Raw genomic sequence first — 15,456 nt, forward strand, 5'->3', positions numbered from 1 at the left:
GATGAGCGCTGCTACTTGAGCGTTTTGATGTACATCACCAAACTTTCGATCTGAGACTCATTGAGGATGCCCGCATAGATGGGCATGCCGGTATCAAATTTTTCAAACCCTTTCACCACTTTGGCACTGGGGTTAGTGATGGATTCACGGAGGTAGGCCTCGTCCGCTATCGCGGTTTTGCCGCCTTTGCCGAGAATGCGTTCCGTTCCGTAGATACCTTTCCAGCTTGGCCCGACTTTGCCGACGGTACTGCCATCAATGCTGTGACAGGCCATGCAGCCGATCATCTGATAAAGCTTGGCTCCTTCTTCCACGGTAGGCTTGGTCATGGCGACCGATTCGGTTTTTCGCGGGGAGAGATCCACGGAAATGTCTCCAAAACCTTCTTTTTTGGGATCAAATTTTGCCAAGTCCCATGGGCTAAAGTAGGCGGTGTTGGCAGCCTTGAGCCCATCGGTACTTTCCAGGCCCCAGCCGATGCGCATCTGGTGGACTCCTGCTTTCATGTCAGGAATTCCCACGAAGATGCTCATGCCATCTTGGCTGAGATAGGCGCTGCTGGCGGTCATCCATTCCTGGCCAGTGCTACCATCCAGTTTGAGGTGCGGGGAGCCATAGTCAAAGGTGCGCTTGTAATTCCAACGTTCGGCGCTGTAACTTGCTGGATCAGTGGCCAATTTCTCATTCATGGGGGCATTGAAACGCAGCAGCAGGCCTTGATCCATGGGGGTGACTTCTTTGAGAAGCACGCGGGGTTTGTCCGTGTAGCGGACCCGGACGAGGCCGCTGAGCTTCTTAGCCGTGGTGCCCCACACCTGGAAACCGACAACATAAAGCTGGCCATCGGCTGGATTCACGATGGCATTCAAAGGGCCAAAGTCGAACTCGCGCTCAAAGCTCATGACAGTGGCCTGGGGACGCTTGAAGCGGTCATTCATCAGCACGCGGAAGAGTTCTGGGCGGTTGTAGCCGACGTGAATCAGTTCGTCATTCAAGGGGCCCATTTTGGCACCGATGAGCCAGGTCTGGGTGGTTCCACTGGGATTCACCGGATGCGGCAGCCAGACCAGCGGCTCGGCAATAGGAGCTGGATAAGCTTCCTTGGGAGCGATGGTGGGTAGGTGACCGTAAAATTGGTTATCCCGAATGATCTGGATGGGGGTGGAGGGTACGTAGTTGCCCTGCTGATCGCTGGCGGTGACGAGGCCCGTTTTGGGGTTTACGCCGATAAAGGGCTGGCGCAAGCCGTGGCCGATGACTTCAAAGGATTTGCCATCGGGGGCGACCTTGATGACGGTGCCGTTGTGCTTGCCAAAAGTGGTGCCTTCCTGGCCACCTTTGGAAATGTAGAAGGCACCGTCAGGCCCAAGTTTCATGGAGTTAGGGAATTCGCGTGTTTCGGCTGTTTGCGAAAAAAGATTGCAGAACATTTCATACTGGTCGGCTTCATGATCACCGTTGGAATCAGCTAATTTCCAGATGCCGCTTCGGTCGAAAACAAAGAGTTCTTTGTTGCGAAAGACGATGCTCATGGGCTCATGCAGGCCGGAGGCAAAACGTTTCCAGGTAACTTTTTCCAAATCGCCTTTGAGTCCTGAGATGAGCCACACATCACCGTCAAAGGTCACGGCTGCGGCATCGCCCTTGTCATTGAGGAAGGCGATGTCAGCGAGGCGGACATTGCGCTTCCAGGGATTGGGGACGGGCAGGGGAATATCGTCAATGACGTAGGCGTCGGGAGATTTGGACAAAAGGGCCTGAGTAGCGATGGTTTCAGGCCAATGAGGTCGGCCAGCTTTCTGGTTGGCGATTGCGGGCTCCTTCGTTGCTATGGGCAGAGTGACGGTGAGGATAGTATCTAAAGTGCTAGGTTCGGTGGTTGGAAGTAAGATGACCCAGACGTGATTAGATTCGTCGTGCTGAATTTGGATACTGCTGTTGGAATAACAATGAATGCCGAAATAACTGTCTTTGGTTTTGTTGGCCCCCAGAGTAAAAGCCTCTACTTTTTCTGGACTGAAACTGAGGTTTTCCAATGGCGGAAGCTGTCCTATCTGAAAGGTAAGTGGCTGAGCGTGCGGTGGGATTTCCCAATTCTGTGCGAGAGTTTTTTCCGTCACGTCCAGCATGATGTGACCGATGAGTTCCATTTCGCCCAAAGTGGCGCGGATTTCGAGGTGCTGTAAGCTCTCCATGCGGAGAGATTTAAATCGGGCGCTGACGGCAGGCAGAGCACCACGGCCTACTTCTTCAGGACTTGGTCCTGGTTCACGTGGATCGGTGAACGTGGGCTGGTTGCCGATCTGCCAGCCCGGGTAGATGCCATTGGTCAGCCACACCTTGCCCACAGGTTTGGGCAGGTATTCTTGGCCATCCTTGGTTTTTTGCCCGGCGATATGGTAGGAACCGGGGGCTAAGGCTTCAGGAGTGATGGGGGGCTTCCCGGGTTCGCCTTCCCAAACACATGAAACACGGAGGAGGTCCGTATCGAAACAGGCCCAGAGATTATGACCAAGATTGAAAATCAATCCGCGTGGAGTTAAATTATCCTTAGGAAAACTGGCGCCCAGCTCACGGCAATCGAGGACGCTGCTGAAGAAGGGAAAATCTTTTTCCACGAATTCTCCCCAGGGCGTGTCGGCAGGGACTGTCGCAGCTTTTGGAGCAGATGCGGCTTTTTTGGCCTTTTGTTGAGCAAAGGCAGGGACAAGGGTGACAAAAAAACACGCGAGGAGGGTGAAACGCATCGTGTAAGAACACATGAAAAACCCCATCTCTGTCAACGTGGATGAGTCAAGAACGCATTCCTTGGTGACATCTGGTTTGCCAAATGCCTGAAATTGCCTAATCTGGATGACTTGTTTGGCGGCTCAGCCGCGTTTTCCACGCTGTTCGCTTTCCATGAGATTTGTTATGCTTGCCCCACTCCGAACCGTCCGCACTCTCACTTTGGCGCTGACGACCCTCGCTTTTGTAGCAGCTCAGGCTGATGTAAATACTCCTGAAGAGGACAAACCTGGCTTTATTGGTCGAGTGCTCAGTTTTGGGAAAAAGAAGGAGGAAGCTCCGCCTCCTCCACCTGCACCGTTGGTGGAAGAAAAGCCGAAACCCACCTCCCCAGGGCCTAAGCCTAAAGTCACAACGATCAAACCTAAGTCGGGTAGCAGCTCGAAATCCTCAGCAACATCGGCCAAAAAAACGAACCCGGCTCCTGCTAAAAAATCAACTCCAGCGCCAGCCGTCGTTAAAAAGACAGAAGTGCCCGCGACCAAACCTGCGGACACTGAAAAAGCCATGGCTGGTAAGGACAGCGATGGCGATGGCGAATTTGGTCATGCTAAAGATGATGATAAGCCGGAGGAGGTCAAGCCGACCGCTCCCGTTCGCCCCGATGTGGCAACGAAGCTCCCTTCTAATGCAGGCTGGCAGATCGTCAAGATCAACGGCCGGGACTACATTACGGGAGAGAGCATGCATCAATTCTACCGCTTCAGTTCCTACAAGGTCGAGGGCAAGCATGTTTGGTTTCGCTCTAATAATCTGATTCTGAAAGGCACGATTGGCAGTCAGGAGTTGTTGATCAATAACATCAAATTCATCCTCAGTTATCCTGTTCAGGAGTCGAGCGGTCGTGCTCTTTTTTCTCGAATTGACCTCTGCAAATTAATCGATCCCGTCCTGCGCCCCACCTACATCACGGATGGTGAACCTTTTGATACGGTCGTTGTGGATGCCGGCCATGGCGGCCATGATGCCGGGGCACGTGGCATCTATGGGTATGAGAAGGACTTTGCCCTAAAGATGGCCGAAGTTCTAAAACGGGAGCTGACGAGACGTGGTTTTAAAGTGGTGATGACTCGCAGCACAGATACATTCATCACGTTGAGCGGGCGGGTGGCTGTGGCCAATTCGACGCCTAATAGCATCTTCCTTAGCCTTCATTTTAATTCGGGGCCCAACAGCGTGGCCAGTGGGATCGAGACTTTTGCCCTGACACCCCAAGGAAGCTCGGCCAGTTTAGAGCGTGGCGGTGGTTACAATGCGAGTGGGCTGACTGGAAATTCACATGATTCTGCGAATATCGCCCTGGCCACAGCCGTGCATGCGATGGTGATTAGCAAATTCAAGTTTGTGGACCGGGGTATTAAACGCGCGCAATGGAGCGTGCTGACAGGGTGCAAGCGCCCGGGTATTCTTTTTGAGGGGGGCTTTGTGACAAATGGCAATGAGTGTCGTTTGATCGCCTCTGACACTTATCGTCAATCCGTGACAAGTGCGATCGCTGATGCAGTGGTGAATTACCGCACAGCCCTTCGCGGTGCGATGACACGAACCCGGTAATATCCACTTTGGCAAACGATGCCAAAAATCGCTAAAAGTGATGCGCTTGTGAGCAGGTGAGGGCAGTGATGACAGGAATCCTCCTTTCGATGCGTGGTATCATACATGCTGATCAAGGAAACTCTCGCTGTCCTGCTTTTTTGCTCAATGGCTGCCAAGCCTCTGCGGGCGGCTGATTTACCTCCCGATTCTAGTGATCAAATTCCGGCTGAAGGCAAACGAGAGACGGTGATTATTCGTGCAGGAAAACTGCCGGAGGCCCCACCACATACTTTGCCGGACCGCTACGAACTTGAAGTGGCCGCAGCGTCTCCGTTGGTGACGCACCCCATCATGGGCTGTGTGGATGATCAGGGAAGATTATTTATTGGTGATGCTGTGGGTGTTAACTGGAATAAGGCCCAATTGGAGAAAAATCCACCTAACCGAATCTTGGTTCTCGATGATACCGATCAAGATGGTGTTTACGATCAAAGCACCGTCTTTGCAGATAAGATGACTTTTCCCCAAGGAGCGGCTTGGCTGGATGGCAGCCTGTATGTTTGCAGCCCGCCGGGACTGTGGAAGCTTACAGATAAAGATAAGGACGGGGTGGCTGAGGAACGAGAGATGATTGTCAGCGGTTTTGACTACACAGGAAATGCGGCAGATGTTCATGGCCCCAAGTTGCACCCCAATGGTCGACTTTACTGGTGCCACGGACGCAAGGGGCATGTCGCTGCCGGAAAGGATGGCAAAGTGGTGCATGAGGGCAAAGCCAGTGGGGTCTGGTCATGCCTGCCAGACGGCACGGATTTGCAATGGCACTCTCTGGGCTGCGCTGACAATCCTACAGGACTCGCTTTTACCGCTGAGGGGGATATTTTAGGCACCTGCAATCTTTACTACAGCAACCCACGTGGAGACACCCTCATGCACTGGCTGTATGGCGGCGTGTATGAGAGGGCAGACCAGATGCAGGCGATTGCCGGGCTACCACGCACGATGGATGTCATGCCAGTCATCCATAATTTTGGTCATGTGGCGGTCAGTGGCTGTGCCTTTGGTGGGTGGGGAAGTGAGCATTCGAAGGATGACAAGCTCCATTTGTACGTGACGCATTTTAATACCCAACGCCTCGTTCGCATGGAGTTGACAGCGAGTGGAGCCACTTTCAAAGCCACGGAGAATGAGTTTCTGAAAATCAAAAATCCGGATGTTCACTTGACCGATGTCATTGAAGATCAAGATGGCTCTTTGCTGGTGTTGAATACTGGCGGTTGGTTTCGTATCGGTTGTCCATCTTCTCTGATGGCGAAGCCCGATATGATGGGCAGTGTTTATCGAATCCGAGGTCCCAAAACTTGGAAGAAACTTCCTGAAAGCCCAGCGCAGGCTGTGGATTCTGATTCTTTGTTGTTAGGCCTTCAATCGACCAATCTACAAACGCGGAGACGTGCTTTGGAAAAGGTGGCTCATTTAGACAGCCCAGATATTCCTCATGAACTTCTGATATCTGTGTTGGCCAGTGTATCAGATGCCGCTTCGGAGCATGCAGCCATTTTGGCGAGTTCACGCGCTCTGCGTTTGGAATCAGATGCCCGTAATTTTCTACATCAGGCAGTGCTACGACGTGATGCGGCGCTAAAAATCTCAGTGGCTCCTTTGAGTCCAGAAAACCAATCAAGACTGGCAACAAAAGAGGAAAATTTCGCCGCTCCCGAATATCTCGCACGGGTCTTAAAAGTGGCTGATCTCTGTGGCGTCAAAGATCAGGCTTTTCATAAACTTATCATCCAAAGTTCCATCTATCCCGATGCAGCTTTGTTTAAGACTGCCATGGGTATAGCTGCACGTGATCCTGAACTGGTGCGTGCCGTCATTGGCGAGTTGTCAGAGCAAATTGCTGTGACGGATCCTACGAAACTGGATCAAAGATCACTCGATGAATTGAATGCTAAAAAACGGCAGACTTTAGCCTCGCAGGTCGAGGTTTTTCTTCCAGCCTTGCTTAGTCAGATCCAGGCCCAAGAGCTCTTGACTCAGATGCTGGTTTCCAACCATGATGCCTTCAAGCAATGCGCTCTCCGTATTTTGGCTGGGCAGACCTTGGGGATTATCCATGAGTCTTGGATTGAACCCTTGAAAAGTCAGCTCGTTAAAACGCCAACACCTCTGCTGCTGGATGCCATCAAGAAACTGAAGTCTGCCCACTTTGATGGTGTCTTGCAGGATTTAGCGGCCAATACCCATTTCCCGCTGTCTATCCGACTTAAAGCTCTGGATGCGGTGCGGAATGTGAAGCTCACGGCAGAACTTTTTGAGATGATCACTCATGTTTTGACGGACGCAACGGCCTCCCCTGCTGCTCGCATTCAAGCCGCAAATATGATTTCCTCCGTTCCAATGACGAAGGAGCAAGTATTATCGGTTGCTCCGCTACTGGCTTCAGTGGGGCCGGTGGAACTTAAGTCCATGTTGACCCTAGCACGAAAAACCAAGGACCCAGAAACGGGACGAAAATTAGCTCTGCACCTAGCTGCAAATCCTGCGATAGGCAGCCAGCAGGAAAGTGTTTACCGGACTGCATTTAGTGATCACGCTCCCGAGATTTTTGAAACTCTTCTTCATCCCGCTTATGAGAAGGCGACTGCTGCGATGGAGAGCAAAAAACGTCAGTTGGGTGCGCTAGCGGATCGAGTCATTCAAGAAGGCCGGATTCAGGAGGGGAAGAAACACTTTGAGTTAGGCAAAGGGACCTGCATAGCTTGTCATAGGGTTGGTGCTGTTGGTCGGGCGCTAGGGCCCGATCTATCCAAAATCGGTGCCATTCGTACCGAGAGAGACTTGCTGGAAAGCATCCTTTTCCCGAGCAACACTTTGGCGAGGGATTATGAGGCGCATGTTATCGAAACTCGCGATGGCCAAAGCACCTTGGGCGTGATTCGAAGCCATACGGCTGAGGGGCTTTTACTCATGGATGTGGCAGGTCAGGAGAAGACAGTGGCACATGATCACATCCTTTCAGACACGACGCTCATGACAAGTCTTATGCCCATGGGGCTGGATGCGACCATGCCTGAGCAAGAGCTGTTGGATTTAGTCGCTTATCTGCGGAGTTTGAAGTGAATTATGGAGGGCATCCTGAAGCTGCCTTGGGGATAGTTGGATGGGGGCTTGCTCTGAGCGAGGGTCCCCCTTAATCTGAGGCATGGCTGCTTCCAGACCTCCCAGTCTCCCTTTTCCCCATTCCTCCAACCTCAAGATTAACCCTGGCCGCATTCTCATGGGCGTTTTGGCTCTGCTTGTGGGCATTGGTATGCTGTCCAGCTTTTATCAGGTGCCTGCTAACTCGGTGGGGGTGGTGCAGCGTTTTGGTAAGTATTTGGACACCACTCAACCTGGCCTCAACTTCAAACTTCCTTTTGGGCTGGATCAAGTTACCCAGGTGGAAATTCGCCGTCAGCTCAAACTCGAGTTCGGTTACGGCACGTCTGGGGCGACCAATGCCTACCAGTTCAATGAGGACTACACCGAGATGGAAAAGGAGAAGAACATGGTCACTGGAGACCTAAATGCGGCTGTCGTCGAATGGGTGGTACAATTTCACATCGAAGATGCACGTGACTACGTCTTCAATTTCCTTGAGCCTCAGGCTACCCTCCGAGATATGTCAGAGGCAGTCATGCGTGAAATCATCGGTGATCGTTCCATTGACGAAGTTCTCACTGTTGGCCGGCAAGAAATTGAGGTTAAAGCTTTGGAAAGATTGCAACTGATCGTCCATGCATTGGAGATGGGGATTCGCATTGACCAGATCCAGCTTGGCAATGTCAATCCGCCTGCTGAGGTCAAGGACAGCTTTGATGAAGTGAACCGAGCGCAGCAGCAGAAGGAATCCTCCATCAACCAAGCGAACGGCGAGTATAATCGCGTCATTCCTGAAGCCCGAGGCTTGGCCGAGCAGAGCATCAGCCAAGCTGAGGGTTACGCGACACAGCGAGTGAATGAAGCCGAAGGTGACGCCTCCCGATTTACAGCCCTTTTAACCGAGTACCAAAAAGCGCCCGAGGTCACCAAAAAACGCATTTACTTGGAAACCTTGAGTGAAGTGCTGCCAACGATCCCTGGTAAAATCATTGTGGATGATCGTGTGCCGCAGTTTCTCCCTCTCATGCACTTGCAGCAAAATCAGCCCGCGTCTGCACCAAACCCCGTTCGCTCTTCCCGATGAAACCTGCTTTTTCTCTTCTCGCCCTCATCGCCCTTTTTGCATCTTACGTTCTGGGCACGGCTAGTTTCTACACGGTCAGTGAGACGGAACAGGTCATCATCACTCAATTCGGCAAGCCCGTAGGTGAAACCGTTACTGAGGCTGGACTGCATGTGAAGATGCCTTTCATCCAGAAGGTAAATCGTTTTGAAAAGCGCATTGTGGAATGGGATGGCCCACCCGCCAATATGCCCACCAAGGATAAAGTGTACATCGTGGTCGATAACTTTGCCCGTTGGCGTATCACGAATCCGCGCCTTTTTTTTGAAAACCTGCGTGATGAACGTGGTGCCCAGTCTCGCCTTACAGACATCTTGGGAAGTGAAACCCGCAATGTGATTGCAAAGCATGATTTCATCGAAGCTGTGCGTTCCACGAAAGACCGCAAAGTGGCCCGAGATGCGAATGTGGGCACCTCCATCGCGGATGCACGGATTGGCAACTTGCCTCCGATCGCCAAAGGTAGGTCAGAACTGGAAAAAGAAATTTTTGCGAATGCTTCTCCTAAAATGGCAGGCTTTGGCATTGAGTTGATGGATCTCCGTTTCAAACGCATTAACTACAACGAATCGGTGAGTCAGACCATTTACCAACGCATGGTTAGTGAGCGAACACAGATCGCTGAGCGATTCAAATCCGAAGGAGCAGGGGAGGCCGCTAAGATTCTGGGCCAGCGTGAAAGAGACCTGAAGCTGATTCAGTCAGAGGCTTACCGAAAAGTGCAGGAAGTGGAAGGTGCGGCGGACGCGAAAGCCACGGAGATCTATGCCAAAGCTTACGATGCCACGCCTCAATCACGGGAACTTTTCGAGTTTCTTAAAACCATGGAAGCTTACAAGAAGGTGCTGACGCCTGATACAAGTCTGGTTCTGAGCACGGACAGTGACTTTCTACGTTATCTTAAATCACCAGAGAAACCTGTGCCGAGTCCCAGTAAATTGATGCCTGCTTCGGCGAGTGACGATCCTTTGAAAAATCTGCCGACGCTTTTAGACGTCGCTAACCCCCAATAAAAAGTCATGGCGATTCTGATACGCCATTTTTGGGGCTGGGAGGCCCCCGTCTTGGATAAAGCTGTGAGTTATCTCATGCGTGAACGCACGGGAGATACGGCGCTGGATCTGGCAGATACACTATTGATCGTGCCCACTTCAGAGGCGGGTCGTAGGATCAAGGAAGCGCTGGCACGTGCAAATCAGCCTGGGGCCTTAGTTCCCTGGGTATGGACAGCGGAGCAGGCGTTGTTGCCGGTGGCTGCTAGAAAATGGGCGGCCTCCCCACTTCAGTCTCAGATGGCATGGCAGAAGGCTGTCAAAAAGGTGGACCTAGCCCAGCTCAAGTCCTTGTTCCCGGTCCTGCCAGAAGATCTCGGCTGGAGATGGCAGTCAGAAATGGCGCGATTGCTTTCTGAACTCAATACTTTGTTAGGTGCAGGAGGGCAGACATTTGCGACCGTCGGCCAGCGGGTGAATCAAGATAGCTCACGCTGGGATGACTTGGCAGTGATCGAAGCATTATACCACCAGGAGCTTGCAGAGGTGGGCTTGGTGGATGCGCAGTCTCTGAAGTCGAATGGGGCTGAGAAACCCCAGTTACCTGAGGGAGTGCAACGTGTGGTGGTTTTGGCCTCACCAGATCTGCTGCCTCTCTTCGGGCGTTGGGTGCAGGCCTGTGAGGTGCCTGTGACGGTGGCGGTACAGGCTCCAGAAGAACTTGCACACACTTTCGATGAGATTGGTCGTCCGCTGCCTTCTTTTTGGGGAGAGGATGCTAACGTGACGGTGCCCCTGTCTCACGATCAAGTGCATCTCCATCACGATGCCTCTGCGCAAGCGGCTCAAACGATCCGACTGTTAGCAGATCTCGCGCCTCAGGGTAGGGTGGCTGTTGGAGTGGGAGATTCAGAAGTAGGGGCGGTTTTACAGGAAAAACTTTCGCTGGAAGGAGTCCGTGTCTTTGAGCCTGGGGGAGCGGCACCTACCGAAGTAGGGCTTTGGCATGTGTTGGCACAAATGCTGACACTCGTGAGTTCTCGCTCATGGAAATCCTTTGCGACTCTGCTGCGGGTGCCCGAGGTCAGAAGTGCCTGGATGGGGAAAAAGGCGGAAGGGATGAAGTTGCTCAGGGAGGCCGACGACTTTGCTTTGATGCACATGCCTGTCACCTTGGATCATGCGGCAGAACTCGGGAAGCTGTGGCCAGACGAAATTCAGTTGCTGAAACCTGTGATGGACGCAGCGCTTGCTCTAGTGGCGGAGTTTCGAGATTCACCTTTGCCTCAGGCGGCACGCGCGTTGCTCATCCTACTTTATGGTGATCGAGATTTCGTTCCTGATGCTCCTCAGGATCAACTCACCACGTCATTGGCAGATGCTTGGTTAGGCTGTTGCCGTGAGATTGAGTCGGAAATCGCTCGTTTTGGGTTAACTCCAAACCCGGAAGAGGCCCTGGCGCTTTCCTTGGAGGCTTTGTCGCGGGCTTCACTTTCTGAGCCTCGTGGCGAGATTGATTTGGTCTTGCAAGGATGGCTCGAATTACTCTGGGAACCTTCACCAAATCTCGTGATCGCTGGCGTGAATGAAGAGCATGTTCCTGGCATTCTCATCGCGCATCCTTTTCTGCCAGATCGTGTGCGGCAGCAGCTAGGGCTCCCTTGCCAGGCGACTCGATTTGCCCGTGATGCTTACACGCTAGCTGCTTTGACGGAACAAAGAGTCTCTGGAGGGAACTTGCATGTGATGTGTGGTCAATGGAGCGAGCGGGGCGATGCCCTGCGGCCCTCCAGACTGCTCTTTCTCTGTGACGATGCCATTCTGCCTCAGCGTGTGACGCATCTTTTCCCCAAGGAAGAATCTGTCGGAACGGAAGCGCAAGAGCCTGTCCGAACATTGGCCTGGAAATTGACTCCTAAAGTGATGCGATCGAAGGTTGAGACGATTTCCCCCTCTCGCCTCCGATCCTACCTAGAGTGCCCGTTTCGCGATTATTTGAGCCATGAGTTACGTATGGAAGAGACGGAAGTGGGCAAACGAGAACTGGCTCCCAATGAGTTTGGTACTTTAGCCCACCATGCTTTTCAAAAACTTGCCGTGCATGCTCAGATGAAACTGAGTGCAGATGCAGGTGCGCTGGCTGATTTCTTGATTGAAACAGCTGTGGAGCAGGCTCATCAGCTCTATGGTAAAAGACCAGCTCCTCTCATTCACCTCCAGTTAGAAAGTCTAAAGCAGCGTCTGAGGCATGCGGCGGAAACGGAGGCAGCGGAGCGTGCGGCAGGATGGATGATTTATGCTGCGGAGTGGGTGGCTAATCCTGAATCCCCCTTGATGATTGAAGGTGCCCGGTTGAGTTGCAAAGTAGATCGCATTGATCGTCATCAGCTGAGCGGCCATCTACGTGTGATTGATTTCAAAACCGCTGACAAGGCATCTGATCCACTCGAGGCGCATGTGCGCAAACTGAATAGCCGTAGCCAAATTCTGGAAAGCGATGAATGGAAGTGTTTTGAGTTGAGAGATGGGAGTCGCTACCAATGGAAAGATCTACAACTGCCGCTATATGCAGCGGTGCTTCAGCAGCAGGGATTACGCCCTGACAGCGTAGGCTATTTCACCCTGCCTAAAAGTGTTCAGGAAACCAAGGTGCTGACTTGGAAAAACTTCAGTGAGGAGTGGGTGGATCATGCCTTGGCCTGTGCGGCAGAGATCGTGCGTCGCCTCCGCGACGGCTTGTTTTGGCCACCAGCAGCGAAAGCTTACAGTCGTTCATTCGATCCGCTCTTTTTGGGTGATATGACGGGAAGCATCGCCTGGACTGGCCCAAGGCCACCTGAGTCTTTTTCATTAACCGAGGGGCAGAAGGACTGACTTTATTTGAGTCTTGTCGGATTCTTTGACTCAGCGGAAATTCAGCGCATCATGAAGGTCTCCCCCGTGAAAAAGAAGGCTGCAAAATACCGAGGCTGCCTCAAGACGCTGCTGCTCCTGGCGCTGGCTGCTTGCGTCTTGCTATGGCTGGGAGGAGTGGCCTTTTTTAACTTAGATAGCAACGTTGTTGCTTTGACAATAAGAGATTCTAAAGAGCCTTTGTTAATTCAGAGTGGACGGGGAATGTGGAAAGCAGCTCCTCAAATCACGGCGGCTGAAATCAGTCAAAGCCTGATCGAGCGTCATGCAGAACTGGGCATGCGCTGGTGCACGCTCAAGGTGAGACGTGAAGGCGGTGTGCTGGCCAAAGTAGCGCACCAAATTCTAGGAGCGGAAATCCATGTCGTCACTTTTGCACCGGAGCATTTTGAATTCATGACCAGTTTTGAAACGCAGCCTAAGTTTGCAGGCACCACAGCAGCGCGGAGAATGGAGGCGGATAACCTGTGGTTTTCCATCACCGCAAATTTTCGTGATCCGAAAGGCAAGCCTCTAGGGTGGGTCTGGCATGAAGGAGTGCAGGTGAATGGAGCTTTCCCTGAGTGGAGCGGCTGTTTTTTTGTCAAAGCTGGGCGTCCTTATTTCGGCCCTAAATCACTGCTGGATGATGTGCCGGGCCCTGTGGAGGAAGGAACTCAGGGATACCCTTCGGTGATGAAAAACCACACCACGTTCTCTTACGTTTCTATGAAGCCAGATCAGTTTTTTGATGGATCTAAGATCAGCTACCGGTCCCTGGCTGGCATGAAAAAGGATGGCTCCATTATTTTCATCGTTTCTGGGGATGGGGGAGTGATGAATGTGGCTGAAGTGACGGAGATTGCACGAAAGCTAGAAGTGCAGCACGCAACCCTTTTGGATGGCGGCAGGGCATTGCAGTATAGCATCCGCACAGAGGATGGTCCCTGGCACTTTGCAGCGCTCAATACGCTGCTAAACATCAAGCATCGGTGGTTTGAACGGCAGCTTTCCCCGGTCTTCATTGGAGCGCGTCGCCGTGCCCCCAATATTATTCGGGTACCCTTGGCTCCTTGACCCGTCATGAAAATCTCCACTTGCCACGTTAAGTCTGCGCGGGATGGATGAGGGCTGCACGCACCATGCCTTCGTCACCCGCTATTTCTGTCGTCGTTCCTTTATACAATGAGGAGGACAACGTTGTCGAACTCCAGACTCAAATCGCCTCCGCTCTTGCGGGGATGGATTACGAATTGGTGCTGGTAGATGATGGAAGCACCGATGCAACGGTACAACGAGTGCACCGAAACGAACGGGTGAGATTACTGGAATTTGCCAAAAATGCCGGCCAAAGCGCGGCTATGCATGCAGGTATTCATCAATCTTATGGAGATGTCATCGTGACGCTAGACGGCGATTTGCAGAATGATCCTTCGGATATTCCGGCGATGATCGCCAAACTCCACACGGGTTTTGACTTGGTGTGTGGATACCGAGCCAAACGCAAAGACACTCCTTTCAAGCGCCTGCAAAGTCGGATTGCAAATGGGGTTCGTTCACGCTTCATCGGCGATCACGTCCGTGACACAGGCTGCACGCTGAAGGTTATGCGCAAGGAGTGCCGTGAAGCTCTGTTACTGTTCAATGGCATGCACCGCTTCATCCCGGCGCTCATCCGTAACATGGACTTTCGCGTGACTGAAATGCCAGTAAATCATCGCCCCCGTGTGCATGGCGTCAGCAAATATGGATTTGGTAATCGGGCCTGGAGAGCCACCTGTGATATGTTTGGCGTGCGCTGGCTGAATAGCCGCCGCACTCGCTACCAGATCAAAAGCTGAGGCTTGGGCTTAGACGATAACTTTTTCTTTCTCGCTTTCCATCTTGACCAACATGGTCCGCCTCTTGCATTCTCCAGCCTCTTCAGATCCCTTCGCTGGAATGAACCTGCGCGAACAACTTCGACACATCCTCCCGGACATCTTACCTGATGATCCCGAGGAGGCTATTAAAGGCACTGAGCTCATCCGCTTGGTGCGACTGCGCTTAGGCGATGATTACAGCGATGCCACGCTGCGTTATCATTTTTCCATTCTAAGCTATGATTCGACCTCGCCCATTGCGAAGGTGGATCAAGGGCAGGGGTACTATCAGCGCCTGAGTAAACCTGCACAGGCTCATGGCACGGGACGTTTATTGTTTGGCGGGGAAATCGAGGGAGATTCAGTGCAATCTCGTTTTCAGCGTTTGCTGGCCATTTACGAGCGGCTTTGCCTTTTGCGCTCTCATTATCCTTTCCGCCTGAATGGTCGCGCTAGTACACCGCTGGATGAACGCGGGCTGTGGGACATCCCGGACCTCGTGACTGCCGAGTGGGATCTGGAAACGGGGGCTGATGAAGTGACCCGATTTGATTCAGGCATGCTGGATCTGCGTCGTCACTTGGGAGGGCCAGAAGTAGGGCTAAGTGGTGTTCAACTCAAAATGGGGCTGACCCTGGACAATTATACGGCTCAATTCTTCCAAGCTCTGAGTGCGACTCGCTGGACCCTACAGAGTGAATTGGTGATTGCCGAGCCTCTCAATGACGAAGCGCTGGTGGATGCACTACGCAGTCTAGGAAACCAGTTTGGCGTCGGCATAAGCACCTTGGGGATCAATGGCAGCCAACTGGATGAACTCCCTACTGCAAGTGATCTGCGCACCATGAGTGCGGCTGAGTTTGAAATTGTGCAGGGAAAACTGCGCATTCAGAAAATCACCGTAGCGGCACCTCGCCAGCGGATTGACTGGCAGTCCCTCTCGGCTTTGAAGAAAAAGCACGAGGCTGTGGATGAATTGGTTCGCTGGCTCAGTGAGTGTCTGAACCGCCGTCAGCCGGAGTGGAAGTGAAGGCGGGCTCTGAGCCAGGAGTGCGTATGTCTGTGAATTGTCTGTGAGTCTCTGCGTTAAGCGACGTTTGTTCTGCTGGATCATCTT

Annotated in this window: 9 protein-coding genes; 8 read left to right on the forward strand and 1 reads right to left on the reverse strand. The window is 52.5% G+C overall.

Annotation, left to right across the window (positions count from 1 at the left end; translation table 11 throughout):
* Positions 1–11: 11 nt before the first annotated feature.
* Positions 12–2,762, reverse strand: coding sequence for a DUF6797 domain-containing protein (locus HNQ64_RS16575; RefSeq protein ID WP_246431079.1), 2,751 nt, complete (start codon positions 2,760–2,762; stop codon positions 12–14).
* 151 nt (positions 2,763–2,913) lie between these two features.
* Here HNQ64_RS16575 and HNQ64_RS16580 point away from each other — a divergent pair, with 151 nt between their 5' ends.
* The 8 genes from HNQ64_RS16580 to HNQ64_RS16615 all read left to right on the forward strand — a co-directional run bounded on the left by HNQ64_RS16580 (position 2,914) and on the right by HNQ64_RS16615 (position 15,369).
* Positions 2,914–4,341, forward strand: coding sequence for an N-acetylmuramoyl-L-alanine amidase family protein (locus HNQ64_RS16580; protein WP_184210625.1), 1,428 nt, complete (start codon positions 2,914–2,916; stop codon positions 4,339–4,341).
* Positions 4,342–4,488: 147 nt separating this feature from the next.
* Complete coding sequence (locus HNQ64_RS16585; protein ID WP_184210627.1) at positions 4,489–7,449, forward strand: PVC-type heme-binding CxxCH protein; 2,961 nt, start codon at positions 4,489–4,491, stop codon at positions 7,447–7,449.
* 82 nt (positions 7,450–7,531) lie between these two features.
* Positions 7,532–8,554 (forward strand): FtsH protease activity modulator HflK, encoded by a 1,023-nt coding sequence (hflK, locus tag HNQ64_RS16590; protein ID WP_184210629.1) that lies wholly within the window; start codon positions 7,532–7,534, stop codon positions 8,552–8,554.
* Positions 8,551–9,606: a protease modulator HflC gene (hflC, locus tag HNQ64_RS16595; RefSeq protein WP_184210631.1), complete on the forward strand. Its 1,056-nt coding sequence runs from the start codon at positions 8,551–8,553 to the stop codon at positions 9,604–9,606. The genes hflK and hflC overlap by 4 nt, the downstream gene beginning before the upstream one ends.
* A 6-nt stretch (positions 9,607–9,612) precedes the next feature.
* Positions 9,613–12,459, forward strand: a complete 2,847-nt coding sequence (locus HNQ64_RS16600; RefSeq protein WP_184210633.1) for a PD-(D/E)XK nuclease family protein — start codon at positions 9,613–9,615, stop codon at positions 12,457–12,459.
* A 51-nt stretch (positions 12,460–12,510) separates the two neighbouring features.
* Positions 12,511–13,554 (forward strand): phosphodiester glycosidase family protein, encoded by a 1,044-nt coding sequence (locus HNQ64_RS16605; protein ID WP_184210635.1) that lies wholly within the window; start codon positions 12,511–12,513, stop codon positions 13,552–13,554.
* Between the two features lie 65 nt (positions 13,555–13,619).
* On the forward strand, positions 13,620–14,318 hold the full coding sequence (locus HNQ64_RS16610) for a glycosyltransferase family 2 protein (protein ID WP_184210637.1): 699 nt from the start codon (positions 13,620–13,622) through the stop codon (positions 14,316–14,318).
* A gap of 52 nt (positions 14,319–14,370) precedes the next feature.
* On the forward strand, positions 14,371–15,369 hold the full coding sequence (locus HNQ64_RS16615; protein WP_184210639.1) for a hypothetical protein: 999 nt from the start codon (positions 14,371–14,373) through the stop codon (positions 15,367–15,369).
* Positions 15,370–15,456 lie beyond the last annotated feature (87 nt).

This window comes from Prosthecobacter dejongeii, from assembly GCF_014203045.1.
Classification (GTDB): domain Bacteria; phylum Verrucomicrobiota; class Verrucomicrobiia; order Verrucomicrobiales; family Verrucomicrobiaceae; genus Prosthecobacter; species Prosthecobacter dejongeii.